At 73.0% G+C, this 22912-nt stretch carries 20 protein-coding genes and 1 pseudogene; 16 read left to right on the top strand and 5 right to left on the bottom strand.

Annotated features, from left to right (window positions below):
* The 8 genes and pseudogenes from ACZ5GT_RS23270 to ACZ5GT_RS23235 all read left to right on the top strand — a co-directional run.
* Positions 1 to 561, top strand: a pseudogene (locus ACZ5GT_RS23270) (L-rhamnose isomerase); the annotation flags it as partial.
* Positions 562 to 630: 69 nt separating this feature from the next.
* Positions 631 to 2670, top strand: a complete 2040-nt coding sequence (locus tag ACZ5GT_RS23265) for a bifunctional aldolase/short-chain dehydrogenase (RefSeq protein WP_469028818.1) — start codon at positions 631 to 633, stop codon at positions 2668 to 2670.
* On the top strand, positions 2667 to 4118 hold the full coding sequence (locus tag ACZ5GT_RS23260) for a rhamnulokinase (RefSeq protein WP_469028815.1): 1452 nt from the start codon (positions 2667 to 2669) through the stop codon (positions 4116 to 4118). The genes ACZ5GT_RS23265 and ACZ5GT_RS23260 overlap by 4 nt, the downstream gene beginning before the upstream one ends.
* A 70-nt stretch (positions 4119 to 4188) precedes the next feature.
* Positions 4189 to 4944, top strand: a complete 756-nt coding sequence (locus ACZ5GT_RS23255; protein WP_469028812.1) for a (Fe-S)-binding protein — start codon at positions 4189 to 4191, stop codon at positions 4942 to 4944.
* Positions 4941 to 6425 carry a LutB/LldF family L-lactate oxidation iron-sulfur protein gene (locus ACZ5GT_RS23250; RefSeq protein ID WP_469028809.1) on the top strand — a complete coding sequence of 495 codons (1485 nt, stop codon included), beginning with the start codon at positions 4941 to 4943 and terminating at the stop codon, positions 6423 to 6425. Before ACZ5GT_RS23255 ends, ACZ5GT_RS23250 begins: the two co-directional genes overlap by 4 nt.
* Positions 6422 to 7075: a LutC/YkgG family protein gene (locus ACZ5GT_RS23245; protein WP_469028802.1), complete on the top strand. Its 654-nt coding sequence runs from the start codon at positions 6422 to 6424 to the stop codon at positions 7073 to 7075. Before ACZ5GT_RS23250 ends, ACZ5GT_RS23245 begins: the two co-directional genes overlap by 4 nt.
* 1143 nt (positions 7076 to 8218) lie before the next feature.
* Entirely contained in the window at positions 8219 to 9076 is an 858-nt protein-coding gene (locus tag ACZ5GT_RS23240; RefSeq protein ID WP_469028829.1) for an AAA family ATPase, read from the top strand.
* Positions 9077 to 9135: 59 nt separating this feature from the next.
* A complete protein-coding gene (locus ACZ5GT_RS23235; RefSeq protein WP_469028826.1) occupies positions 9136 to 10428 on the top strand; it encodes a VWA domain-containing protein in 1293 nt (430 codons plus the stop codon).
* 57 nt (positions 10429 to 10485) lie between these two features.
* On the opposite strand, the gene ACZ5GT_RS23230 is transcribed toward ACZ5GT_RS23235, so the two are convergent.
* Positions 10486 to 11472: a threo-3-hydroxy-L-aspartate ammonia-lyase gene (locus ACZ5GT_RS23230; protein ID WP_469028798.1), complete on the bottom strand. Its 987-nt coding sequence runs from the start codon at positions 11470 to 11472 to the stop codon at positions 10486 to 10488.
* Complete coding sequence (locus ACZ5GT_RS23225; protein ID WP_469028795.1) at positions 11469 to 12158, bottom strand: helix-turn-helix transcriptional regulator; 690 nt, start codon at positions 12156 to 12158, stop codon at positions 11469 to 11471. Before ACZ5GT_RS23225 ends, ACZ5GT_RS23230 begins: the two co-directional genes overlap by 4 nt.
* Before the next feature lie 270 nt (positions 12159 to 12428).
* On the opposite strand from ACZ5GT_RS23225, the gene ACZ5GT_RS23220 reads away from it, so the two are divergent.
* The 3 genes from ACZ5GT_RS23220 (at position 12429) to ACZ5GT_RS23210 (ending at position 16449) form a co-directional block, all read left to right on the top strand.
* Entirely contained in the window at positions 12429 to 13295 is an 867-nt protein-coding gene (locus tag ACZ5GT_RS23220) for an MBL fold metallo-hydrolase (protein WP_469028793.1), read from the top strand.
* A 157-nt stretch (positions 13296 to 13452) separates the two neighbouring features.
* Positions 13453 to 16116: a winged helix-turn-helix domain-containing protein gene (locus tag ACZ5GT_RS23215; protein WP_469028788.1), complete on the top strand. Its 2664-nt coding sequence runs from the start codon at positions 13453 to 13455 to the stop codon at positions 16114 to 16116.
* A gap of 135 nt (positions 16117 to 16251) precedes the next feature.
* Positions 16252 to 16449 (top strand): hypothetical protein, encoded by a 198-nt coding sequence (locus ACZ5GT_RS23210; RefSeq protein ID WP_469028782.1) that lies wholly within the window; start codon positions 16252 to 16254, stop codon positions 16447 to 16449.
* Positions 16450 to 16601: 152 nt separating this feature from the next.
* On the opposite strand, the gene ACZ5GT_RS23205 is transcribed toward ACZ5GT_RS23210, so the two are convergent.
* Entirely contained in the window at positions 16602 to 16958 is a 357-nt protein-coding gene (locus ACZ5GT_RS23205; RefSeq protein ID WP_469028775.1) for a carboxymuconolactone decarboxylase, read from the bottom strand.
* Between the two features lie 274 nt (positions 16959 to 17232).
* On the opposite strand from ACZ5GT_RS23205, the gene ACZ5GT_RS23200 reads away from it, so the two are divergent.
* The 3 genes from ACZ5GT_RS23200 to ACZ5GT_RS23190 all read left to right on the top strand — a co-directional run bounded on the left by ACZ5GT_RS23200 (position 17233) and on the right by ACZ5GT_RS23190 (position 19633).
* Complete coding sequence (locus ACZ5GT_RS23200; RefSeq protein ID WP_469028768.1) at positions 17233 to 18597, top strand: hypothetical protein; 1365 nt, start codon at positions 17233 to 17235, stop codon at positions 18595 to 18597.
* Between the two features lie 130 nt (positions 18598 to 18727).
* Positions 18728 to 19156 carry an SHOCT domain-containing protein gene (locus ACZ5GT_RS23195; RefSeq protein ID WP_469028765.1) on the top strand — a complete coding sequence of 143 codons (429 nt, stop codon included), beginning with the start codon at positions 18728 to 18730 and terminating at the stop codon, positions 19154 to 19156.
* A gap of 60 nt (positions 19157 to 19216) precedes the next feature.
* Positions 19217 to 19633 carry a DUF7144 family membrane protein gene (locus tag ACZ5GT_RS23190; protein WP_469028758.1) on the top strand — a complete coding sequence of 139 codons (417 nt, stop codon included), beginning with the start codon at positions 19217 to 19219 and terminating at the stop codon, positions 19631 to 19633.
* An 84-nt stretch (positions 19634 to 19717) separates the two neighbouring features.
* On the opposite strand, the gene ACZ5GT_RS23185 is transcribed toward ACZ5GT_RS23190, so the two are convergent.
* Positions 19718 to 20548, bottom strand: a complete 831-nt coding sequence (locus ACZ5GT_RS23185) for a class II glutamine amidotransferase (protein ID WP_469028755.1) — start codon at positions 20546 to 20548, stop codon at positions 19718 to 19720.
* Positions 20549 to 20784: 236 nt separating this feature from the next.
* On the opposite strand from ACZ5GT_RS23185, the gene ACZ5GT_RS23180 reads away from it, so the two are divergent.
* On the top strand, positions 20785 to 21273 hold the full coding sequence (locus tag ACZ5GT_RS23180; protein WP_469028750.1) for a hypothetical protein: 489 nt from the start codon (positions 20785 to 20787) through the stop codon (positions 21271 to 21273).
* A gap of 25 nt (positions 21274 to 21298) precedes the next feature.
* On the opposite strand, the gene ACZ5GT_RS23175 is transcribed toward ACZ5GT_RS23180, so the two are convergent.
* Positions 21299 to 22264: a pirin family protein gene (locus ACZ5GT_RS23175; protein ID WP_469028745.1), complete on the bottom strand. Its 966-nt coding sequence runs from the start codon at positions 22262 to 22264 to the stop codon at positions 21299 to 21301.
* Between the two features lie 148 nt (positions 22265 to 22412).
* Between ACZ5GT_RS23175 and ACZ5GT_RS23170 the strand changes: the two genes are divergently transcribed.
* A complete protein-coding gene (locus tag ACZ5GT_RS23170; RefSeq protein WP_469028740.1) occupies positions 22413 to 22760 on the top strand; it encodes a tetratricopeptide repeat protein in 348 nt (115 codons plus the stop codon).
* Positions 22761 to 22912 lie beyond the last annotated feature (152 nt).

The raw sequence follows: 22912 nt of genomic DNA, 5'->3' as shown, positions 1-22912 counted from the left end.
CACTGCCTCAAACTCGGCGACAAGGCCCAGGTCGTCGTCGACACCGGCCACCACGCCCCCGGCACCAACATCGAATTCATCGTCGCCACCCTCCTGCGCGAGGGCAAACTCGGCGGGTTCGACTTCAACTCCCGCTTCTACGCCGACGACGACCTCATGGCCGGCGCCGCCGACCCGTTCCAGCTGTTCCGCATCATGTACGAGGTCGTCCGCGGCGGCGGCTACACCCCCGACGTCGCCTTCATGCTCGACCAGTGCCACAACATCGAGGCCAAGATCCCGGCCGTCATCCGGTCGGTCATGAACGTCCAGGAAGCCACCGCCAAGGCCCTCCTCGTCGACCGCGAGGCCATGACCGCGGCCCAGCGCGCCGGCGACGTCCTCGGCGCGAACGCCGTCCTGATGGACGCCTACAACACCGACGTCCGCCCGCTGCTCGCCGAACTCCGCGAGGAGACGGGCCTCGACCCCGACCCGATCGCCGCCTACCGCCGCTCCGGCTGGCAGGAGCGCATCGCCGCCGAGCGTGTCGGCGGCTCCCAGGCCGGCTGGGGCGCCTGACCCCCGGCTCCCGCCTCCCGCACACCCGCACACCCGCACCGCCCCGACGACGCAAGGAAGAGACCGACCATGGCACCCCACCCCGAAGCCGCCGCCCTGCTGGCGCGTTCCCACCGGCTCGGCGCGGATCCGCGCAACACCAACTACGCCGGGGGCAACGCCTCCGCGAAGGGCACCGAGACCGACCCCGTCACCGGCGGCGACGTCGAACTGATGTGGGTCAAGGGCTCGGGCGGTGACCTCGGCACGCTGACCGAGGCCGGCCTGGCCGTGCTGCGCCTGGACCGGCTGCGGGCGCTGCAGGACGTCTACCCGGGCGTCGAGCGCGAGGACGAGATGGTCGCCGCCTTCGACTACTGCCTGCACGGCAAGGGCGGCGCGGCCCCCTCCATCGACACCGCGATGCACGGCCTGGTGGACGCCGCGCACGTCGACCACCTGCACCCCGACTCCGGGATCGCGCTGGCCTGCGCGGCCGACGGCGAGAAGCTGACCGCCGAGTGTTTCGGCGACACGGTGGTGTGGGTGCCGTGGCGGCGGCCCGGTTTCCAGCTCGGTCTCGACATCGCGGCGGTGAAGGCGGCCAACCCGCAGGCGATCGGCTGCGTCCTGGGCGGGCACGGCATCACCGCCTGGGGTGACACGTCCGAGGAGTGCGAGCGCAACTCGCTGCACATCATCCGCACCGCGGAGGCGTTCCTCGCCGAGCGCGGGAAGCCGGAGCCGTTCGGCCCGGTGATCGACGGCTACCAGGCGCTGCCCGAGGCGGAGCGCCGGGAGCGGGCGGCGGCGCTGGCGCCGTACGTGCGGGCCGTCGCCTCCCAGGACCGCCCGCAGGTCGGGCACTTCACCGACTCCGACGCCGTCCTCGACTTCGTCTCCCGCGCCGAGCACCCGCGGCTGGCCGCGCTGGGCACCTCCTGCCCGGACCACTTCCTGCGCACCAAGGTCCGGCCGCTCGTCCTCGACCTGCCGCCCACCGCTCCCCTCGACGAGGCGATCGCCCGTCTGAAGGAGCTGCACGCGGAGTACCGCGAGGAGTACGCGGCCTACTACCGGCGGCACGCCCTGGCCGACTCCCCCGCGATGCGCGGCGCCGACCCGGCGATCGTGCTGGTGCCGGGCGTCGGCATGTTCTCCTTCGGCAAGGACAAGCAGACCGCGCGGGTGGCCGGCGAGTTCTACGTCAACGCGATCAACGTGATGCGCGGGGCGGAGGCGGTGTCGACGTACGCTCCGATCGAGGAGTCGGAGAAGTTCCGCATCGAGTACTGGGCCCTTGAGGAGGCCAAGCTCCAGCGGATGCCGAAGCCCAAGCCGCTGGCGACCCGGGTGGCGCTGGTGACCGGCGCGGGCAGCGGCATCGGCAAGGCGATCGCCGAGCGGCTGGCGGCCGAGGGCGCGTGCGTCGTGGTCGCCGACCTCAACGGGGACAACGCGGCCGAGGTGGCCGAGGGGCTGGGCGGGCCGGACAAGGCGGTCGCCGTGACCGTCGACGTGACGGACGAGGAGCAGATCGCCGCGGCGTTCAAGGCGGCGGTGCTGGCCTTCGGCGGCGTCGACCTGGTGGTCAACAACGCGGGCATCTCCATCTCCAAGCCGCTGCTGGAGACCACGGCGAAGGACTGGGACCTGCAGCACGACATCATGGCCCGCGGGTCCTTCCTGGTCTCCCGCGAGGCGGCCCGGGTGATGATCCAGCAGGGTCTGGGCGGCGACGTCGTCTACATCGCCTCCAAGAACGCCGTCTTCGCCGGCCCCAACAACATCGCCTACTCCGCCACCAAGGCCGACCAGGCCCACCAGGTGCGGCTGCTGGCGGCCGAGCTGGGCGAGCACGGCATCCGCGTCAACGGCGTCAACCCGGACGGGGTCGTGCGCGGCTCCGGCATCTTCGCGGGCGGCTGGGGCGCCAAGCGGGCGGCCGTGTACGGGGTGCCGGAGGAGAAGCTCGGCGAGTTCTACGCACAGCGCACCCTGCTGAAGCGGGAGGTGCTGCCCGAGCACGTCGCGAACGCCGTCTTCGCGCTGACCGGCGGCGACCTGACCCACACCACGGGACTGCACGTCCCGGTCGACGCCGGCGTCGCGGCCGCCTTCCTGCGGTGAGCGCGTCCGTGAAGTCGTACGCCGCGGTCGACCTCGGCGCGTCCAGCGGGCGCGTCATGGTCGGCCGCGTCGGCCCCGACAGCCTGGAACTGACCGAGGCGCACCGCTTCCCCAACCGTCCCGTGCGCGTGCCCGAGGGGCTGCGCTGGGACGTCCTCGGCCTGTACGCGGGCGTGCTGCACGGGCTGCGCCTGGCGGGCCCGGTGGACTCCGTCGGCATCGACAGCTGGGCCGTGGACTACGGGCTGCTGGACGCGGACGGGGCGCTGCTCGGCAACCCCGTGCACTACCGGGACAGCCGCACGGAGGGCGTCGCGGAGAAGGTGTGGGCGACCGTGCCGGCCGACCGCCTGTACGCGGCGACCGGGCTGCAGTACGCGCCGTTCAACACCCTGTACCAGTTGGTGGCCGCCCGCGATACGCATCAACTGGCGCAGGCAGAGCGGCTGTTGCTCATCCCGGACCTGCTGGCCTACTGGCTGACGGGCGAGCAGGGCACCGAGCTGACCAACGCCTCCACCACCCAGCTCATCGACCCGCGCACCCGCGACTGGTCGCACGACGTCGCCGGCCGGCTCGGCATCGACCTCGGGCTGTTCGCTCCGCTGCGGCAGCCGGGCGACCCGGCCGGTAGCTTGCGTCCCGAGGTGCTGGAGGAGACCGGGCTGACGGGCCCGGTGCGGGTGACGACGGTCGGTTCGCACGACACGGCCTCCGCCGTGGCCGCCGTTCCGGCGACCGGGGGCGAGCGGTTCGCCTACATCTGCACCGGCACCTGGTCGCTGGCCGGCCTGGAGCTGTCCGCGCCCGTGCTCACCGAGGAAAGCCGGGCCGCCAACTTCACCAACGAGCTGGGGCTGGACGGCACGGTCCGCTACCTGCGCAACATCATGGGTCTGTGGCTGCTGCAGGAGTGCGTGCGGGCCTGGGGCGACCCGGACCTGGGCGAGCTGCTGCGGCAGGCGGCCGAGGTGCCGGCGCTGCGGTCGGTGGTGGACGCGGGCGACGCGGCGTTCCTCGCGCCGGGCCGGATGCCGGAGCGGATCGCCGAGGCGTGCCGCGCCTCGGGGCAGCCGGTGCCCGGGTCCCCCGCCGAGATCACCCGCTGCATCCTGGACTCCCTGGCGCTCGCCCACCGGCGGGCCGTCGAGGACGCGCAGCGGCTGGCCGGCCACCCGGTCGACGTGGTGCACGTGGTCGGCGGCGGCACCCGCAACTCCCTGCTGTGCCAGCTGACCGCCGACGCCTGCGGGCTGCCGGTGGTGGCGGGTCCGACGGAGGCGGCCGCGCTGGGCAACGTGCTCGTCCAGGCGCGCGCCCACGGTCTGGTCGGCGACCTCGCCGGGATGCGGCGCCTGCTCACCCGTACCCAGCCGATCACCCGCTACGAACCCCGCGGTGACACCCGGCGGTGGCGGGAGGCGCAGGCCCGGCTGGCCGAGAAGTGACCCGGTATAGCCGGGGGCGCTCGACGGAGCTAACCTGCACTCATCCGATGATCGATCGTAAGGAGCCGCGATGCGTGTCGCCCTGTTCCTGACCTGTGTCAACGACACGCTGTATCCGGACACCGGGCGCGCGGTGGTGAAACTGCTGACCAGGCTGGGTGTGGACGTCGATTTCCCGATGGCCCAGACCTGCTGCGGGCAGGCCCACTACAACACCGGCTACCGGCATGAGGCGGAGCCGCTGGCCCGGCATTTCTCCGATGTCTTCGGGGAGTATGACGCGATCGTCACACCGTCGGGCTCGTGCGGGGCGATGGTGCGGGAGCTGTATCCGCGCATGGGCGAGCGGGCGCGGGCCGAGGGCCGCGGGAACGGTCTCGCGGCCACGCTGGCGCCCGTGGTGCCCAAGACGTACGAGCTGACGGAGTTCCTGGTGGACGTGCTGGGGGTGACGGACGTCGGGGCCCACTACCCGCACAAGGTGACGTACCACCCGACCTGTCACGGGCTGCGCGGGCTGGGGCTCGGCGACCGGCCGCGCCGGCTGCTGGAGGCGGTCAGGGGCCTGGAGCTGGTGGAACTGCCGGGCGCCGAAGAGTGCTGCGGCTTCGGCGGCACCTTCGCGCTGAAGAACTCGGACGTCTCGGCGGCGATGGGCCTGGACAAGGTCCGCAACGCCGAGTCGACCGGCGCGGAGGTGCTGTGCGCCGCCGACAACTCGTGTCTGATGCACATCGGCGGCACGATGGCCCGGCTGAGCACCGGCATGCGGCCGGTGCACATCGCGGAGATCCTGGCCAGCACGGAAGAGGAGCCGGCGGCATGAGCGGAACGTTCGTGGGGATGCCGGCGTTTCCCCGGGCGGCCCATGAGGCCGTACGCGACGAGACCCTGCGCGGCAATCTGCGGCACGCCACGCACACCATCCGCGCCAAGCGGGCGGGCGCCGTCGCCGAGGTGTCGGACTGGGCCGAGCTGCGGGAGGCCGGCAAGCGGATCAAGGACCACACGCTGCGTCACCTGGACCGCTACCTCGAGCAGCTGGAGGAGGCGGTCACGGCGGCGGGCGGCGTGGTCCACTGGGCCGCGGACGCCGACGAGGCCAACCGGATCGTCGCCGGCCTGGTCAAGGAGACCGGGGAGACGGAGGTCGTCAAGGTCAAGTCGATGGCGACGCAGGAGATCGGGCTCAACGAGGCCCTGGAGGCCGAGGGCATCCGCGCCTACGAGACCGATCTCGCCGAGCTGATCGTGCAGCTGGGCAAGGACCGGCCGTCGCACATCCTGGTCCCCGCCATCCACCGCAACCGCGGCGAGATCCGGGACATCTTCCGCTCGGAGATGAGCGAGTGGGGCCGTCCGGCGCCGGAGGGCCTGACCGACTCGCCCGCCGAACTCGCCGAGGCCGCCCGGCTGCACCTGCGGGAGAAGTTCCTGCGGGCCAAGGTCGGCATCTCGGGCGCCAACTTCATGGTGGCGGAGACCGGCACGCTGGTGGTCGTGGAGTCCGAGGGCAACGGGCGCATGTGCCTGACCCTGCCGGAGACGCTGATCTCGGTCGTCGGCATCGAGAAGATCGTGCCGACCTGGCGTGACCTCGAGGTGTTCCTGCAGACCCTGCCGCGCTCCTCCACGGCGGAGCGCATGAACCCGTACACGTCGACCTGGACGGGTACCACGGACTCCGGGACGGCCGACGGCCCGCGGGTGTTCCATCTGGTGCTGCTCGACAACGGCCGCACCGACACCCTCGCCGACGAGGTGGGCCGCCAGGCCCTGCGCTGCATCCGCTGCTCGGCCTGCCTGAACGTCTGCCCGGTCTACGAGCGGGCCGGCGGGCACGCGTACGGCTCGGTCTACCCGGGTCCGATCGGCGCGATCCTCAGCCCGCAGCTGCGGGGCACCGCCAGCGAGATCGACGCCTCGCTGCCGTACGCGTCGTCGCTGTGCGGCGCCTGCTACGAGGTGTGCCCGGTCGCGATCGACATCCCGGAGGTGCTGGTGCACCTGCGGGAGCGGGTCGTGGAGGGCGGGCCGGTGACGCGGGAGGGCAACAAGGTGGTGCTGCGGCCGGCGAAGGGGCACGCGGCCGAGCGTGCGGCCATGCGCGCGGCCCGCTGGGCGTTCACGCACCCCGGCGCGCTGCGCACCGGCCAGCGGCTGGCCTCGCGCACCCGGCGCCTGCATCCGCGGACGCTGCCCGGTCCCGGCCGGGCGTGGAGCGGCACCCGGGATCTGCCGCCGGTGCCGGCGGAACCGTTCCGCGACTGGTGGCAGCGTACGCACGGCGGAAAGGACGCGAAGTGAGCAGCAGGGAACGGGTCCTGGGGCGGGTCCGGCGCGCGCTGGCCGCCGTGGAGCGGGACGACACTCCGTACGAGCAGGCGGTCCCCCGGGACTACCTGCGCGAGCACGGCGACCGGAGCGTCGGGCAGACGGTGGAGCTGCTGGCCGAGAACCTGGCGGACTACCGGGCGGTCGTGCACCGCTGCGCGGCGGACGAGCTGGCGGCGACGATCGGCCGGCTGCTCGCCGAGCACGGTTCCCGGACGGTGCTGGTGCCGCCGGGCCTGGATCCGCGGTGGCTGGCGGCGACGGAGGCCGAGCGGGTGCCGGACCGGGCGGAGAGCACCCCGGACGAGCTGGACCGCGTCGACAGCGTGGTCACGGGCTGCGCGGTGGCGGTCGCCGAGACCGGGACGATCGTGCTGGACGGGAGCCCGGACCAGGGCCGCCGCCGGATCACGCTCGTCCCCGACCACCACGTCTGCGTCGTCCGCGTCCCCGACCAGGTCGTCGGCTCGGTGCCCCAGGCGCTCGACCGCCTGGACCCGGCGCGGCCGCTCACGTGGATCTCCGGCCCGTCGGCGACCAGCGACATCGAACTGGACCGCGTCGAGGGCGTGCACGGCCCACGCACCCTGGAAGTGGTGCTGGTCACCGGCCCGGCGGCCTGAAAACGAACCGCCTGACCGACGCCGGAGGGGCGGCCGCCCGAGCAGCCGCCCCTCCGCCTCTCTCCCCCACAGCACCCTCGCCGCCACCGGCCGCACGTCGGCCGCGGTCGGCCGCGCCATCGCCGCAGCCGACCGCCGAAACGGCCCGCCATGCCTCGGCCCGGGCCCAGGACAAGCCCTGCTTCGGCCGCGACCGACGGCATCCTCGCCACAACCGACCGCCGAAACGGCCCGCCATGCCTCGGCCCGGGCCCAGGACAGGCCCTGCTTCGGCCGCGACCGACGGCATCCTCGCCACAACCGACCGCCGAAACGGCCCGCCATGCCTCGGCCCGGGCCCAGGACCGGGCCCACATCGGCCACGACCAGCAGCGCCATCGCCAGTGACCGACCCCCGCAGCGGTCTCCCGCGTCTCACCCACGGCTACGGCCGGCCCCGCAGCGGCCCGCAAGGGGCAGCACCATCGCCGCAACCGGCCGCCGACGGCCTGCCCATGGCCCACGACCGAGCCCGAATCGGGCAGAGCCGGCAGCGCCGTCGCCCGTGACCGGCCCCGCAGCGGTCTGCCGCGTCGCGCCCAGGGCTGCGACCAATTCCACTTCGGCCACAACCGGCCGCACCATGGCTACGCCCGGCCCCGCTTCGGCCGCGACCGGCCGCACCATCGCCGCAACCGGCCGCCGAAACGGCCCGCCGTGCCTCGCTCCTGGCCCACGACCGGGCCCGCATCGGCCACGACCACCAGCGCCATCCCCCGTGACCGGCCCCCACAGCATTCTCCGCGTCTCGCCCACGCCTGCGACCGGCCCCGCAACCGGCCGCCCCATCGCCGCGACCGGCCCCACGTCGGTCGCGACCGGTAGCGCCGTCGCCTTGCCCCGCCGCTGGGGCGGCCGCTCTCGGACGAGGCCCGTCAACCGATGCTCGCCTCGTCGGAACGGCGCGTCGGCTCCGGCCGCCGCGTCGGCAGGCGGACGGCGCGTCGGCAGGGCGGACGCCGCGTCGGCAGGGCGGACGCCGCGTCGCGTCCGCGGCCGGCTGCCGGTCCGCCGTGGGCGCCCGTGCGGGATTCCCTGGTGACACGCGCCATGAACAAGCGCTTAGATAGTCCCCGCGACACCAGCGCCGACCGGGAGGCCCCGTTGTTCACATCCGTCGACGACGTCTCCGCACGTCTTGCCGAGACCGGCTACCTCGCCTCGCCCGCGGTCGCCACGACCGTCTTCCTGGCCGACCGGCTCGGCAAGCCGCTGCTCGTGGAGGGCCCCGCCGGGGTCGGCAAGACGGAGCTCGCGAAGGCCGTCGCCCAGGTCGCCGGGGCACGCCTGGTCCGCCTGCAGTGCTACGAGGGCGTCGACGAGTCCCGGGCCCTGTACGAGTGGAACCACGCCAAGCAGCTGCTGCGCATCAGCGCCGGCCGCGACGAGACGTGGGACGAGGCGCGCACGGACATCTTCAGCGAGGAGTTCCTGCTCACCCGCCCCCTGCTGACCGCCATCCGCGGCGACGACCCCAAGGTGCTGCTGATCGACGAGACGGACAAGGCGGACGTCGAGATCGAGGGGCTGCTGCTGGAGGTCCTCAGCGACTTCCAGGTCACCGTCCCCGAGCTGGGCACGATCACCGCGTCCCGTCGCCCCTTCGTCGTCCTCACCTCCAACGCGAGCCGCGAACTGTCCGAGGCGCTGCGCCGCCGCTGCCTCTTCCTGCACATCGGCTTCCCCGACCAGGAGCTGGAGCGCCGGATCGTACGGCTGAAGGTGCCGGAGCTGGACGAGACGCTGGCCGCGTCGGTCGTCCGGGTGGTCGGGGCGCTGCGCGCGATGGACCTGCGCAAGGTCCCGTCGGTCGCGGAGACCGTGGACTGGGCGCGCACCCTGCTCGCGCTCGGCGCCGGCACGCTCGACGACAGCGTCGTGCAGGCCACCCTGGGCGTGCTGCTCAAGCACCAGGACGACGTGCTCAAGGCGGCCGCGAAGCTCGACCTGGACGCCGTGTGACCGCGCCCGGCGTCGCCGAGCGCCTGGCCTCCCTGGTCGACGCGTTGCGCGCGCACGGCATGCGCATCGGCACCGGCGAGACCGTGGACGCGGCCCGCGCGGTCGCGGCGCTGGGACTGGACGACCGCGAGCTGCTGCGGGAGGGGCTGGCGGCGACGCTGCTGCACGACCCGGCCGGCCGGAAGGTGTTCGACCCGGTCTTCGACCTGTACTTCCCGCGTGGCGTCGGCGGACCGCGGGGCGAGCCGGCCGGCCGGGACGACCTGCGCGACCGGCTGGCGGCCGCGCTCGCCGCGGACGACCGGGCGCTGCTGGAGCGGCTGGCGGCGGAGGCGGTGGAGGGTTTCGGCGCATACGGCTCCTCGCCCGGCTCGGACGGCTGGTCGGCGCACCAGACGCTGGACCGGCTGCGCCCGCAGACGCTGCTGGCGCGCGTCCGGGACGGGGTCCGCGCGCAGGGCTCCGGGTCCGGCTTCGCCGACCGGCTGCTGGAGGACGAGATCCGGCGGCGCGTCGAGACGTTCCGCGCCATGGTGGCGGCGGAGGCGCGGCGCCGGGTCGCCGAGCGGCGGGACCGGGACGAGATCGCCCGGCGCGCGGTGGCGACGACCCCCGACCGGGTCGACTTCCTCTACGCGGGCCGACTTCAGCTCGCCGAGCTGCGCAGGACGGTGCAGCCGCTGGCCCGCAAGCTCGCCACCCGGCTGGCGGCCCGCCGGCGCCGGGCCTCCCGGGGCAGCATCGACCTGCGGCGCACCCTGCGCGGTTCGCTGTCGACCGGCGGGGTGCCGATGAAGCCGGTGCTGCGCAGGCGCCGTCCGGTGCGGCCCGAACTGGTGCTGCTGTGCGACGTCTCGGGGTCGGTGTCCGGCTTCTCGGACTTCACGATGCTGCTGGTGCAGGCGCTGCACGAGCAGTTCAGCAAGGTGCGGGTGTTCGCCTTCGTCAACCGGATCGACGAGGTGACCGGGCTGCTGGTGCGCGGCACGGCTGATCCGGAAGGGCTCGGTGCCCGCATCCGCTCGGAGGCGACGCTCACCGGCTGGCACGGCAGCAGCGACTACGGCGTCGCGCTGAGCGAGTTCGCGCAGCGGTACGGCGACGCGGTCGGCCCACGCACGACGGTGTTCGTGCTCGGCGACGCCCGGACGAACATGAGCGACCCGAATCTGGCGGCCGTCCGGCAGATCGCCGAGCGGGCCCGCCGCCTGTACTGGCTGAACCCGGAGCCGCGCGCCCAGTGGGGCACCGGCGACTCCGCCGCGCCCGAGTACGCGGGGCTGGTGGAGATGCACGAGTGCCGTAACGCGCGGCAGCTCGGCGCGATCGTCGCCCGTCTGCTGCCGGTCTGATCCGACGTCAGGCCCGAGACCCAGCCCGTCGACGGCGCGGGCGGGGCTAGCCGTGGGCTAGCCGGGCAGGGAGCCGCCGCCGCACAGCAGGGCGAAGCGGTCCGCGGCGATGTTGCCGCCGGAGAGGACCAGCCCGACCCGGCGCGGCAGGGGGGCCGTGCGCCCGGTCAGCAGGGCGGCCAGCGGGGTGGCGCCGCTGGGTTCGAGGACGATCTTCAGTCGCTCGAACGCGAACCGCATCGCGTCCCGGATCTCGTCGTCGGACACCAGGACGATGTCGTCGACGAGGCGCTGGTTCACCGAGAACGTCAGCTCGCCGGGGGTGTCGAGGGCCTGCCCGTCGGCGATCGTGCGCGGCACCGGGATCCGGACGCGCCGGCCCGCCTCCAGGGATCGCCTGGTGTCGTCCCCGGCCTCCGGTTCGACGCCGACGACGCGAATGCCGGGGTACCGGCCCTTGGCCGCCGTGGCGCTCCCGGCGATCAGCCCGCCGCCGCCGACCGGCACGACCAGCTCGTCCAACTCCCCTGTCTCCTCGAGGAGTTCCAGTGCGGCCGTGCCCTGTCCCGCCATCACGTGCGGGTGGTCGTAGGGCGGGATGAGGGCCAGGCCACGCTCGGCGGCCAGGGCCTGGGCGACGGCGGCGCGGTCCTCGGTGTAGCGGTCGTAGGTCACGATCTCGGCGCCGTAGCCCTCGGTGGCGTCCCGCTTGGAGCGCGGCGCGTCCTCGGGCATGACGATGACGGCGGTGGTGCCGAGTTCACGGGCGGCCAGGGCGACGGCCTGGGCGTGGTTGCCCGAAGAGTAGGCGGCGATGCCCCGGGCCAGTTGCTCGGGGGTGAGCCGGGAGGCGGCGTTGTAGGCGCCGCGGAACTTGAAGGCGCCCACCCGCTGGAAGTTCTCGCACTTGAGGTGGACCTCGGCGCCGACGAGCGCGTCGAGGGTGCGTGAGCGGAGCACGGGGGTGCGGTGGGCGACGCCGTTGAGCCGGGCGGCGGCTTCGCGGACGTCGTCGAGGGTGACCGGCGGGGTGGTGGTCGTCACGCGTGTCCTCCATCGGTGGTCGGGGCGTGGGCGGCGCGTGCCTGGGAGAGGTAGCTGTAAGCGGAGGCGCGGGAGATGCCGAGGCGGTTGGCGATCTGTTCGACCGAGTGGCGCACGGCGAAGACGCCGTGTTCGTCGAGGCTGCGGAAGAGGTCGAGCCGTCCGGCGCGGTCGAGGCCCGCCCAGGCTCCGTCGCCGACGGGGCGGTGGGCGTCGAGGACGGCGTCCACGACGGAGTCGATGTCGGCGGCGAAGGTGGTGACCGGTGCTTCCGGCGCGCCGCCGCCCGAACCGGCCAGCGCGCCGAGCAGCGCGTGGGCCTGCCGCACGGCGGCGATGTCGACGTTGACGCACAGGGCGCCGAAGACGGCGCGCGTGGAGTCGCGCAGCAGGATCGTGGACGACTTGACCAGTGCTCCGGTCCGCGTGCGGGTGACGTAGTTCAGTTCGTCCCGCGCGTCGTCGCCGCGCGCGACCATGCGCAGCCCGATCTCGCTCATCGCGCCGCCCACCCGGCGTCCGGTCACCTCACCGGCCAGCGCCACGACCGACCGCTCCGGCCGCCGGTAGTCGTGCAGGACCACCTCGCACACCGGCCCGAACGTCGCCGCCAGCCCGGCGACGACCGGGCGCAGCGCGGCGAGGATCGCGTCACGCTCCGCTTCGAGGGCCTCGTCGGCCGCCATACGCGCTCCCCGTCCGTCGGCGGTCCGGCCGGCCCGTCCGCCGCCCGAATCCCTCTCTAGACTACACGTCCAGACGTTGGATAAAACGTCCAAACGCCAAAGTCCAAGCGCCCGCCCATCCCCGGTCGTAGTGATCACGCCCGCCGCGGGTACGCCCGTAGGACCGGAGGAAGAGCAGGTCACCTCACCCAACGTTCCGGACATTCCACATGTAACGGAACACTCCAGTGGCGGACGGGGCGTCCTCCGGCCCCGTCGGACGGGAGGGCCATGACGGTCACGCCCCGCTTCACCGACGACCCCGCGGACGACGCCCTCGATCTCCACTTCATCGGCAACGCGACCGTACTGATGCGGTACGGCGGGCTCACCCTGCTCACCGACCCCAACTTCCTGCACCGCGGGCAGTACGCCTACCTCGGGCACGGCCTGGTCAGCCGCCGTCTCACGGAACCGGCCGCCGATGTCGGCGACCTGCCCCGCCTGGACGGGATCGTCCTGTCGCACCTGCACGGCGACCACTGGGACCGCCGCGGCCGCAGGTACCTGGACCATTCCGTGCCGGTGCTGACCACCCCGCACGCCGCACGCCGGCTCAGGGTGGTGCACCGCTTCCCCCGCACCGCCGGGCTGCGCACCTGGCAGGGTTTCACCCTCCGGCACGGCGACGTACAGGTCCGGGTTACGGCACTGCCGGGCCGGCACGCCGGGCAGCCCCTGCTGCGCGGGCTGCTGCCGCCGGTGATGGGCAGCATGCTGGAGTTCGGTCCGGTGCGGGGCCCGGCCCGGACCCGGCTGTACGTCTCGGGCGACACGCTGGTGTACGACGGTCTCGACGAGATCGCCCGGCGCTTCCCCGCCGCGGACCTGGCCGTACTGCACCTCGGGGGCACCCGTCTGCCCGGCGGCTTCGTGGTGACCATGGACGGCGCGCAGGGAGCGGAGCTGGCCCGGCGCCTGGACCCCCGGGCGATCCTGCCGGTCCACTACGGCGACTACACGGTGATGCGCTCCCCGCTGGACGCGTTCCTCGCGGAGATCGACGCCGTCGGCCTGAGCGACCGTCTGGTCCACTGCCGGCACGGACAGCGCGCGCGGATCACCGCGCCCGCCGGGACGGCGCCGTCCGTCCCCTGAGCGCACCCGGCGGGCGGCCGCCGCGGAGGCGCCCGGCCGGGGACCTCCGGGTACCCGGCGGGGGCCCATGGACCCCGTGTGACGAGCGGGTCCACGGGAAACTGAGATCCTTGAGGGGAGGGCCCGCCCGCGACCCGGCAAGACGGTGGTGAGCGTCGTGACAGACAGCGACGAAACCCAGCAGGAAGTTGCCGCCCCGTGCGTCGATCCACTGGGAGATCCGTTTCTGCGGACACGGTTCGCCCTTCCCGCCCGGCCTGCGACGTTCCTGCGGCGGGAGCGGCTGGTCAGGCACCTCGGGGAGGCGCTGCTGACACCGCTGACGATGGTCAATGGTTCCGCCGGAGCCGGCAAGACCCTGTCGGTCGCGGACTGGGCCTCGGGCCTCGGGCAGCCGGTCGCCTGGCTGACCCTCGACGCGGCGGTCCAGAGCCCCGGGATGTTCTGGGCGCACCTGCTCCAGGCGCTGCGCACGGCCGGTGTGCCGGTGCCCGGTGAGATCGGCTTCCCCGCCGACGCGGGCCAGGTGAACCACACGCTGCTGACCCGGCTGGCCGCGGAACTCTGCTCCCGGGACCGGCCGGTGAGCGTGGTGCTCGACGAGTTCGACCGGGTGACCACCCCGGAGATCTCGCAGCAGCTGGAGTTCGTACTGCGCCATGCCGGGCAGGGGCTGCGCCTGGTCCTCGTCACCCGGACCGAGCCGCTGCTGCCGCTGCACCGCTACCGGGCAGCCGGTGAGATGACCGAGATCCGGGACGCCGAGCTGGCCTTCACGCCGGAGGAGGCGGCCGCGCTGCTGGAGCTGCACGGTCTGCGTCTGTCCGTCCGGGCGGCGCGGGACCTGGTGGAGCGCACGCGGGGGTGGGCGGCCGGTGTGCGGCTGTGCGCCCTGGCCGCACGGCGGAGTCCGGACCCGGAGGCCTATCTCAAGGAGTTCGAGGCGGGCCACAGCACGGTCGCCGACTTCCTGCTGGCCGAGGTGCTCAAGCGGCAGCCGGCCCAGACCCAGGACCTGCTGCTGCGCGTCAGTGTCCTGGACCGCTTCCGCGCGGATCTGGCGAACGCGCTGACCGGACGGTACGACGCCGAGCCCATTCTCGCCGGACTGCACCGCGAGAACGCGTTCGTCGAGGACCTCGGGCACGGGTGGTACCGGCTGCATCCGCTGTTCCGGGAGATCCTCGGGGCCCATCTCCGGGAGCGCGCTCCCGGCCTGGAGCCGGAGCTGCACCGACGGGCCGCGCAATGGCTGCGGCGGTCCGGCTCCCTCCCCGAGATGCTGTCCCACGGCGCCGCCGCCGGGGACTGGGAGTTCACCTCCCGCGCGCTGGTCGACGATCTGGCGATCGGACAGCTGTTCACCGGCCTGCGCTCCGAGGACCTGGCCGCGCTGTTCGCCGGGTTGGAGCCCGGGACGACGAGTCTCGCGACGGATCTCGTCCGCGCGGCCCGTGACCTGTCCCGGTGCGACCTCGCCCGGGGTCTGGTGCACCTCCGGCATGCCGAGCGGCAGCTGCCCGCCGGGGCGTCCGAGCCCGCGCCGGCCCGGCTGAGCTGCGCCCTGCTGGAGGCTCTGGCGGCGCGGCTGGCCGGTTCTCCGGACCGTGCCGAACAGGCCGCCGACGCGGCCCGGGAGCTGCAGCGGGAGGTGCCCGCCCAGTTGCTGGAGAGGCACCCGGAGCTTCCCGCTCTGCTGCTGACCCACCTGGGCTCCACCCGGCTGTGGGCCGGGCGTTTCACTGAGGCACGAGCCGCCCTCGACGCGGCGGCCCGCAGCCCGGGCGGCGCCTCCACGGCGCTTCCGCGCAAGGAGTCCCTGGAGCACCTCGCGCTCATGGACTACCTCGACGGGTGGCCGAGCAGGGCGGAACGCAAGGTCTTCACGGCGATGACCGAGACGGAGCGGTTCAGCCTGCCTCACCCGTCGGGCTGCGGGCTCGGACAGCTCGTGCTGGCCGCCGTGGCCGTCGACCGGAACGATCTGCGCCAGGCCGAGGCCCTCCTCGGGCAGGCGTCCGACGCGGCGGCGCCCGACCCGGTGACCGCCGCGGGTCGGTCCATCGCGACGGCCCGCCTGCTTCTCGCCCGGGGCCAGGCGCGCGCCGCGCTGGCCGCCACGGACGCGGGCGTTCCCGCCGACGTGGACTCGCCCTGGGCGAGGAGCCAGGCCGCGCTGATCGCCTCGTCCGTCCAACTGGCCGAAGGGTGCCCGCAGGCGGCCGCCGAAACACTGGAACAGGTGGCCGGCGAGCAGCCGACGTGCGCCGTGGCCGCCGCGCGGGCCCGCCTCGCCGCCGGCGACCGGGGCGCGGCCCTCCGCCTTCTCGACGACGTCACGGCCCGGGGGCGCAGCGGACCGGCGGTGCTCGTCCGCGCCACGCTGGTGCGGGCCCAGGCCGCGAACGCGGCAGGTGACGTCGTCACCGCCCGCCGGCTTGTCGCCCGGGCGCTCACGGAAGCCCGGCGGGAGAAGCTGCGGCGTCCCTTCGTGGAGGCCGGAGCGTGGGTCAGGCCCTACCTCGCGGATGCTCCGCTGCACGCCCTGGCCGCGGGCTGGCTCCTGCCGGGGTCCGCCGCGCGCAACCGGTCGCTCCCCCCGGAGACCGAAGCCGCTCCCGTCCTGGTGGAGCAGCTGAGCGCACGGGAGCGCGATGTGCTCCAGCGGCTGGCCCAGACGATGTCGGCCGAGGAGATCGCCGCCGACCTGTACGTCTCGGTGAACACGGTCAAGACGCATCTCAAGAGCGTCTACCGGAAGCTGTCGGTGAACCGACGCGGCGACGCCGTACGACGGGCGCGCGAGCTGCGGCTGCTGTGACCGCCGGCGGCCGAGACGTCGGCGGCCCCGGCGTCCGGCTCACCTCCGCAGGGTGAGGCCGCGGAGCGACCCGCTGCGGACCATCGGTACATAGGCGGTTGGCCTGGCGGAAAGTCGCCCGCGGGAGAGCAGCCCATGCAGTATGAGATCCGCGTCGACGGGCACATGTCGGAGACGTTGACCAGCGCTTTTCCCGAGCTGGAGCACGTGGTGATCTCCGGCCAGACGGTGCTGTTCGGCCCGCTCGTGGACGAGGCGCACCTGTACGGTCTGCTGGCCCGTTTCCAGTCGCTGGGGCTCCACGTGGTGGAAATGCGGCGGCTGCCGGAGTGACCGCGGGCGCGGAGCGGACCAGCGGAGCGGAACGGGTGCAGCAAAACGGTGCAGCGGAACGCCGGTGTCACGAGGAGACCTCGTGACACCGGCGCGGTGCTCGGCCGTCGGGACGGTCACGCCCTGGGTGACGGCCCCGCCTGCCAGTCGGATCAGGAACCGCTCCGGCTCTGGGCCTCGGCTCGCGCGATGGTCTCGGCCTCGCCCTCGGCCAGCCCGATCGCGACACCGTACGCCTGGGCGATGTGGCCCGCGGCCGACATGACGCGCGCGGTGCCCACCACGGGCGCGATCGCGACGAGAAGGTCCTGCAACTGCTCGACCGTGAAATCCGCTTTGAACGCCGGGTCGACGTGGGCCAGGTACGAGATGGCCGGCGCGTCCATGGCGACCAGAGCGGCGATGCGGGTGAGGACGACCGACCGCTGGTCCATGTTGCAGCGTTCCATGGAGTCGATGGTCATGGCGGCGAGTGTGTCGAGAACGGGGGCGTCGGATGCAGTGGCCATGGTGAACCGCCTCTCGGTGCTGTCGGGGAGGGCGAACCGCCACCCGCCTGACGCGGGTCCCCAGTGCCCCGGCGATCCGGTCTCAGCCTAGGCGCACCCGTCGGGCCCCGCGCGCGGAGCCGGCCGGCACCGACCGCGGACGCCGTTCACCCGCGAGGGGTGAACCGTCCCCGAACGGGGCCGCGGGACGCTGGCCCGGTGTGGTCCTCGGCCGGCGGGCCGGACTCCCCCACGCACCCCGGCGGTTCCGGCCACCAGCGACCGAGGAGACTCCATGGGGACGACGAGCGCTTCTCCGCCCTCGGACCCCGGCGGGGGCGAAGCCGGCCGGTACGTCATGACCGGTGAGGAACACGCCGAGTACGAACGGCTCCGCCGGGCCGCCGCCGCACGCCACCGCGTGGTGCGCCGGGCCGGGGCCTCGGTCCTGCTCCTGCTGACCCTGTTGCTGGCCCCCGTGGCGGTCGTCGCGGCCTGGCTGCACGACGAGGTCACCGACACCGACCGGTACGTGCAGACCGTCGCACCGCTGGCGTCCGATCCGGCCGTGCAGAACGCGGTCACCGACCGGCTGACCGAACGGGTGGTCGCCAATGTGGACGTGGAGGCGGTGACCGCGTCGCTGAGCAACGCGCTGGCCGACGCCGGGGCCCCGCCGGCCGTGGTGGACCGTTCGAAGGCCCTCGCCGGGCCGCTGCGCGCCGCCGTCACCGACGTCGTGCACCGCACCGTCAGCCGCGTCGTCACCAGCGACACCTTCCAGCAGGCGTGGGAGGTGTCCAACCGGCGCGCCCACGCGGCGGTGGTGAACATGCTCACCGGCGAGAACAAGGGAGCGCTCCGTGCCCAGGACGACACGGTCACGCTCGACCTCGGCACGGTGGTCGACCAGGTCAAACAGCGTCTCGTCGACGCGGGCTTCGAGAAGGCCACCGCGATCCCCGCGCCCGACCGGCAGATCGCCCTCTTCCAGACCGACAAACTGTCCGAGGCTCAGGACGCCATGCGGCTGCTGGACGTCGTCGGCAGCTGGCTGCCCGTGCTCACCGTCGTGCTCGCCGCGCTCGCCGTCTGGACTGCCCCGGCCCACCGGCTGATGCTGCTGGTGACCGCGACGGGCGTCGGCGTCATGATGGTCCTGCTGCTCGTCGCGCTGGCCGTCTTCCGCCGCGTCTACCTGGACGCCGTACCTCCGACGGCGCTTCCCCCCGACGCGGCGGCGACGATCTACGACACCTTCGTCCGCTTCCTGCGCGACAGCACCCGCACCCTGCTGGTCGTCGCCGTGATCACGGCGCTGGCCGCATACCTGTACGGCCCGGGGCGCGCGGCCCGGGGTGTGCGCACCCTGGCGCGGCGCGGCACCACCGCCGCCGGCCGTGCGCTGGGTCGCGCCGGTTTGCGCATGGGCCCGGCCGGGCGGTGGCTGGACGCCCACCGGGCGTGGACCACCGGCGCGGTCATCGCGGCCGGAGTCCTGGCACTGGTGCTGTGGAACCACCCCACCGCCGGGGCCGTGACCCTGGTCCTCTGCCTGGTCCTGGTGGCCATGGCCGTCCTGGCCGTGCTCGCCGCCACGGCGGAATCGGCCCCGGACGCGCCGTCGCCGGCCGGTGAACCCGGCCGGGCAGGGCCGTGAGCCGGCACGTCCCGGCGGCACGCTCACCCGTCGCGGGTGAGGTCCCCCCGGGCTGGCGTGCGCACGCTGAAGGTGAAGAAGGAACGGCTTGGGGCATACGGGGCAACCGAGCCCGGGACGGAGCAGAGAAATGGGTACAACGACGTATCTCGCCTACGACTATCCGCTGCTGAGCGCGTTCTGGACCATGCTGTGGTTCTTCCTGTGGATCATGTGGTTCGTCCTGCTCTTCCGGATCATCGTCGACATCTTCCGCGACGACACCCTCGGCGGCTGGGGCAAGGCCGGCTGGCTGGTGTTCACCATCGTGCTGCCGTTCCTCGGCGTGCTGGTGTACGTCATCGCCCGGGGGAAGACCATGGGCCGCCGGGAGATCGAGCACGTCCAGAAGCAGCAGGAGGCATTCGACGCCTACGTCCGTGAGGCCGCGGCCGGCGGCGGCCAGCCGAGCAAGGCCGACGAACTCGCCAAGCTCTCCGAGATCCGGGCTCGCGGTGACATCTCCGACGAGGAGTTCCGCCGGGCCAAGGATCTCGTACTGACCGGGCACAGCTCCTGACGCCTTCCGGCACCGCTGCGTCCCCGTCACTGAGCACAGTCAAGGAATCGAGGCAGAACGATGACCGCCACTCATGCGCCGCAGGCGCACAGCACGAAATACGCGTGGGCCGCGGGCCTGATGGTGTTCGCTGCCGTAATGCTCACGATCCTGGGCGTACTCGACGTCTTCCGCGGCATCATGGCGATCGCCCAGGACGACGTCTTCCTCGCCACCCGCAACTACGTCTTCGAGTTCGACCTCACCGGCTGGGGCTGGATCCATCTGGTCCTGGGAGCGGTCGCCGTGATCGTCAGCATCGGGCTGTACCAGGCGGCGACCTGGGCGAGGGTGGCCGGCGTGGCCATCGCCGGGCTGGTCATCATCGCCAACTTCCTGTCCCTGCCGTACTACCCGGTGTGGTCCGTCATCATGATCGCGATGTCGGGGTTCATCATCTGGGCCCTGTGCGTGGCACGGAAGGAAGACCTCGTCTGATCCCTTCGACCGCGCGCCGCGCGGCTGCGGGTCACACAGCGCCGGACGCTTTCCGGAACCCGGAGAGCGTCCGGCGAACGGCCGTCACAGCCGTGGCCGGAAGGCCCGGAGTTCGTCCCCGCCCGGCTGGACGACGCCGTAGGTGCTCTCGGGCACCTCGTTCCAGGCGCCGGGGAAGTCTCCGAGGGGCTCGGAGACGATGAGGCGAGCCGAGTCCGGGAGATCCCTCAGGTACTCGGTGTCCGGACGGCGCGACCGCAGGGCACCCACCCTGGTGCTGTAGTACAGCGAGCGGGAGGCGCCCTCGCTCGAGTACCGGAAGGCCCACAGCCGCTCACCGTCCGCCACCGCCACGGTCATCTGCAGGGGGTGGCGCACGCCGTGCGCGTGCCCGGTCCGCTCGATGAAGCCGGCCATGCGCTCCACGGCACCGGGCGGATCGTCCGTGAGACCGAACGTGAGGGAGAGGAAGAACATCAGCTCGGAGTCGGTGGAACCCTCGATATCGCTGTAGAGGGCGGGATCGACGGCCAGGGCCAGATCACGGCGGAGCCGGGAGAATTCACCGATGGATCCGTTGTGCATCCAGAGCCAGCGGCCTTTTCGGAAAGGGTGGCAATTGCTCTGCTGCACGGCCGTGCCGGTAGTGGCCCTGATATGAGCGAAGAAAAGACCCGAACGCACGTGATGGGCGACCTCTTGCAGGTTCTGGTTGTTCCAGGCCGGACCCACGTCCCGCAGAACACCCGGCGTGGGCAGCTCCTGCGCGTACCAGCCGATTCCGAATCCGTCTCCATTGGTGGTCTCCACGCCGAGACGAGAACGGAGGCTCTGATCGATCAGATTGTGTTTCGGTTCGAACAGGATTCTGCTGAGAAGGACGGGTGTTCCCGAATATGCGATCCAGCGGCACATGATGCTCCGCCCTCCCGAAAGGAAATAGGAGATCGCGAGCCGAGTCAAAGGCGCTCACCCACCAGTATGCATGCGGCTCGCCGCCGTGTATTTTCCGCGGCCCGCGCTGTGTGAGCGCCACCTGATCTGTTCAGGTGAACGCCCGGCCCGTGCCCCCTGCCCGGCGTGCGGGTGGGGAACAGACGCCTTTGACTGAGGCGGACACTTCCGGTTTTCGCGAACCCTCTGGAGGCGGCATGGCAGGGCGGCGTTGGGCACGCGACGCGGCGGGAGCGGCTCTGGCTGCGCTGGCTCTGGCCACGACAGCCGCATGCTCGGACGACCCCGGGAGCTCCTCGTCCACCCCGAGCGACGCGGTATCGGCCGCCTCCTCCCTCGCCTCCGAGGCATCCGGCGTGCTGTCCTCGGCCACGGCGGAGGCGAAGCGGCAGCTGGACGAGGTCAAGAACGGTGTCGACGCGAGGGACGAGGTGAAGATCGGCCACGTCACCACCGACAAGGAGGGGCGCGCGACGGCGACCGTGACCGCGCGCAACACCGCCGACGCCACCAAGTCCTTCGTCGTACAGGTCAACTTCAAGGACACCGGCGGCAACCTGCTCGACACGGTCGTCGTGACCATCGACGACGTGGCGGCCGGCAAGTCCGCCGAGGGCACCGCACGCAGCAACCGGAAACTCTCCGGCGCCCTGCGTGCCGACATCCCGACGGCACTCCGCTACTAGCCGGGCCGCTCGGCCGACTCCCCGGTCAGCGAACCCTTCCGCGCGGCTTGAGCGGGGTCGGCGGCAGTTGCGGGGCCGGCAGCGGATCGCCGTCGTAGCCCTTGACCACCCCGAATCTCGAGCCTTCCATCCAGTCCCGGCGAGCCTGGACGATCTCCTCCTGGGACCGTCCGATCCAGTTCCAGAACATGATCAGCTCCTCCTCGAACGGCTCGCCCCCCAGCAGCATCAGGCCGGCGTCCGACTCTGCGCGCAGCGGCAGTTCGGTGCGGCCGCAGCCGAGGTAGAGCATCGAGCCCGGCAGCACCGGCACGCCGTCGACGTGCGCCTCGCCGGACATGGACAGTACGGCGTACTCGAAGTCCGGCTCCAGCGGGAGGCGCACCCGCGCGCCGCGGGCGAGGGCCAGATCGGCGCCGACGATCGGGGTGTACGTCGTGCCGGGCGAGGTCGCGCCGTCGAGGTCGCCGAGGATCAGCGTGGCCGTCAGGCCGGGCGCGGTCACCACCGGCAGGTCCGCGTGGTGTTCGAAGCGGGGGTCGGTGTGACGGTGGCCGTCCGGCAGGGCGACCCACAGCTGCGCGCCGTGCAGGAAGCGGGCGTGCGCCTTGGGGCTCTCCTCGGAGTGGCTGATGGCCCGGCCGGAGGTCATCAGCCCCAGCTCGCGCGGGCGGATCGTCTGCAGGCTGCCGGTGGAGTCGCGGTGCAGCACCTCGCCCTCGTGCAGCCAGCTGACGGTCTGCAGGCCCATGTGCGGGTGCGGGGGCACCTGCATGCCGGGCTCGTCGGCGATGTCGTCGGGGCCGTAGTGATCGACGAAGCACCAGGCGCCGACCATGCGGCGGCCCAGGTTGGGCAGCAGGCGGCGGACCTCGGAGGACTCACCGAGCTTGACCCGGCGAGGGCTGAGGAGTTCGCGCACCGGCTCCGCGACGACGAAACCACGGCCACCGCACGGGGCGGGAACCGCCTCGCGATCAAGATTGCTCATGCGGCCAACCTAGCCCCGCAGTGCAGCGCGCGTCAGTCCCCCACCGGGGGCCATCCACGTCGGACCGGCGAGGCGCGGCCACCACGGCCAGGTAGTGGAATATTCAACCACCACTTTCGGTTGTCCGCGGTGTCGAAGGAGGTCTCGAGTGGAGACGACGTACTACGGCCACGGAACGCCCGCGGAGCGCTGGGAGCGCGCCCGGATGTTCTTCGACGCCAGGGACTACGCGGCCGCGGCGCGCGTGCTGGCCGCACTGGTCGAGGAGGTGCCGGAGCAGACCGGGCCGCGGCTGCTGCTGGCACGGGCCTACTACCACTCCGCCCAGCTCGGGCGCGCGGAGGCCGAGCTGCGCGTCATCGTCGAGCGCGACCCGGTGGAGCACTACGCCCGGCTGATGCTCGGCCGGACGCTGCAGCGGAAGGGGCGGCACGAGGAGGCGGCGTCGCACCTGCGCGTCGCGGCGGCGCTCGCGGGGGACTTCGCGCAGGTCTGAACCCCGGACCGCACGGGTCTGCGCCGCGGACCGCACGGAGAGGGTGGGGGGCGGGTTCCCGGAGCCGGCCCCCCCCCCCGTCCGGCGGGGGCACCCCTCCTCCCCGCCCCCCAACGTGGCGCATCACCCAACCACACGCCTCAGACGAGAGA

This window comes from Streptomyces sp. NPDC031340, from assembly GCF_055569945.1.
This window is presented reverse-complemented; position numbering and strand designations above follow the sequence as displayed.

Coding starts and splice junctions, on each gene's coding strand:
- ACZ5GT_RS23265 (WP_469028818.1), top strand. CDS start 631: ATGGCACCCCACCCCGAAGCCGCCGCCCTGCTGGCGCGTTCCCACCGG.
- ACZ5GT_RS23255 (WP_469028812.1), top strand. CDS start 4,189: ATGCGTGTCGCCCTGTTCCTGACCTGTGTCAACGACACGCTGTATCCG.
- ACZ5GT_RS23250 (WP_469028809.1), top strand. CDS start 4,941: ATGAGCGGAACGTTCGTGGGGATGCCGGCGTTTCCCCGGGCGGCCCAT.
- ACZ5GT_RS23235 (WP_469028826.1), top strand. CDS start 9,136: ATGCGCATCGGCACCGGCGAGACCGTGGACGCGGCCCGCGCGGTCGCG.
- ACZ5GT_RS23225 (WP_469028795.1), bottom strand. CDS start 12,158: ATGGCGGCCGACGAGGCCCTCGAAGCGGAGCGTGACGCGATCCTCGCC.
- ACZ5GT_RS23220 (WP_469028793.1), top strand. CDS start 12,429: ATGACGGTCACGCCCCGCTTCACCGACGACCCCGCGGACGACGCCCTC.
- ACZ5GT_RS23210 (WP_469028782.1), top strand. CDS start 16,252: ATGCAGTATGAGATCCGCGTCGACGGGCACATGTCGGAGACGTTGACC.
- ACZ5GT_RS23205 (WP_469028775.1), bottom strand. CDS start 16,958: ATGGCCACTGCATCCGACGCCCCCGTTCTCGACACACTCGCCGCCATG.
- ACZ5GT_RS23200 (WP_469028768.1), top strand. CDS start 17,233: ATGGGGACGACGAGCGCTTCTCCGCCCTCGGACCCCGGCGGGGGCGAA.
- ACZ5GT_RS23195 (WP_469028765.1), top strand. CDS start 18,728: ATGGGTACAACGACGTATCTCGCCTACGACTATCCGCTGCTGAGCGCG.
- ACZ5GT_RS23190 (WP_469028758.1), top strand. CDS start 19,217: ATGACCGCCACTCATGCGCCGCAGGCGCACAGCACGAAATACGCGTGG.
- ACZ5GT_RS23185 (WP_469028755.1), bottom strand. CDS start 20,548: ATGTGCCGCTGGATCGCATATTCGGGAACACCCGTCCTTCTCAGCAGA.
- ACZ5GT_RS23180 (WP_469028750.1), top strand. CDS start 20,785: ATGGCAGGGCGGCGTTGGGCACGCGACGCGGCGGGAGCGGCTCTGGCT.
- ACZ5GT_RS23175 (WP_469028745.1), bottom strand. CDS start 22,264: ATGAGCAATCTTGATCGCGAGGCGGTTCCCGCCCCGTGCGGTGGCCGT.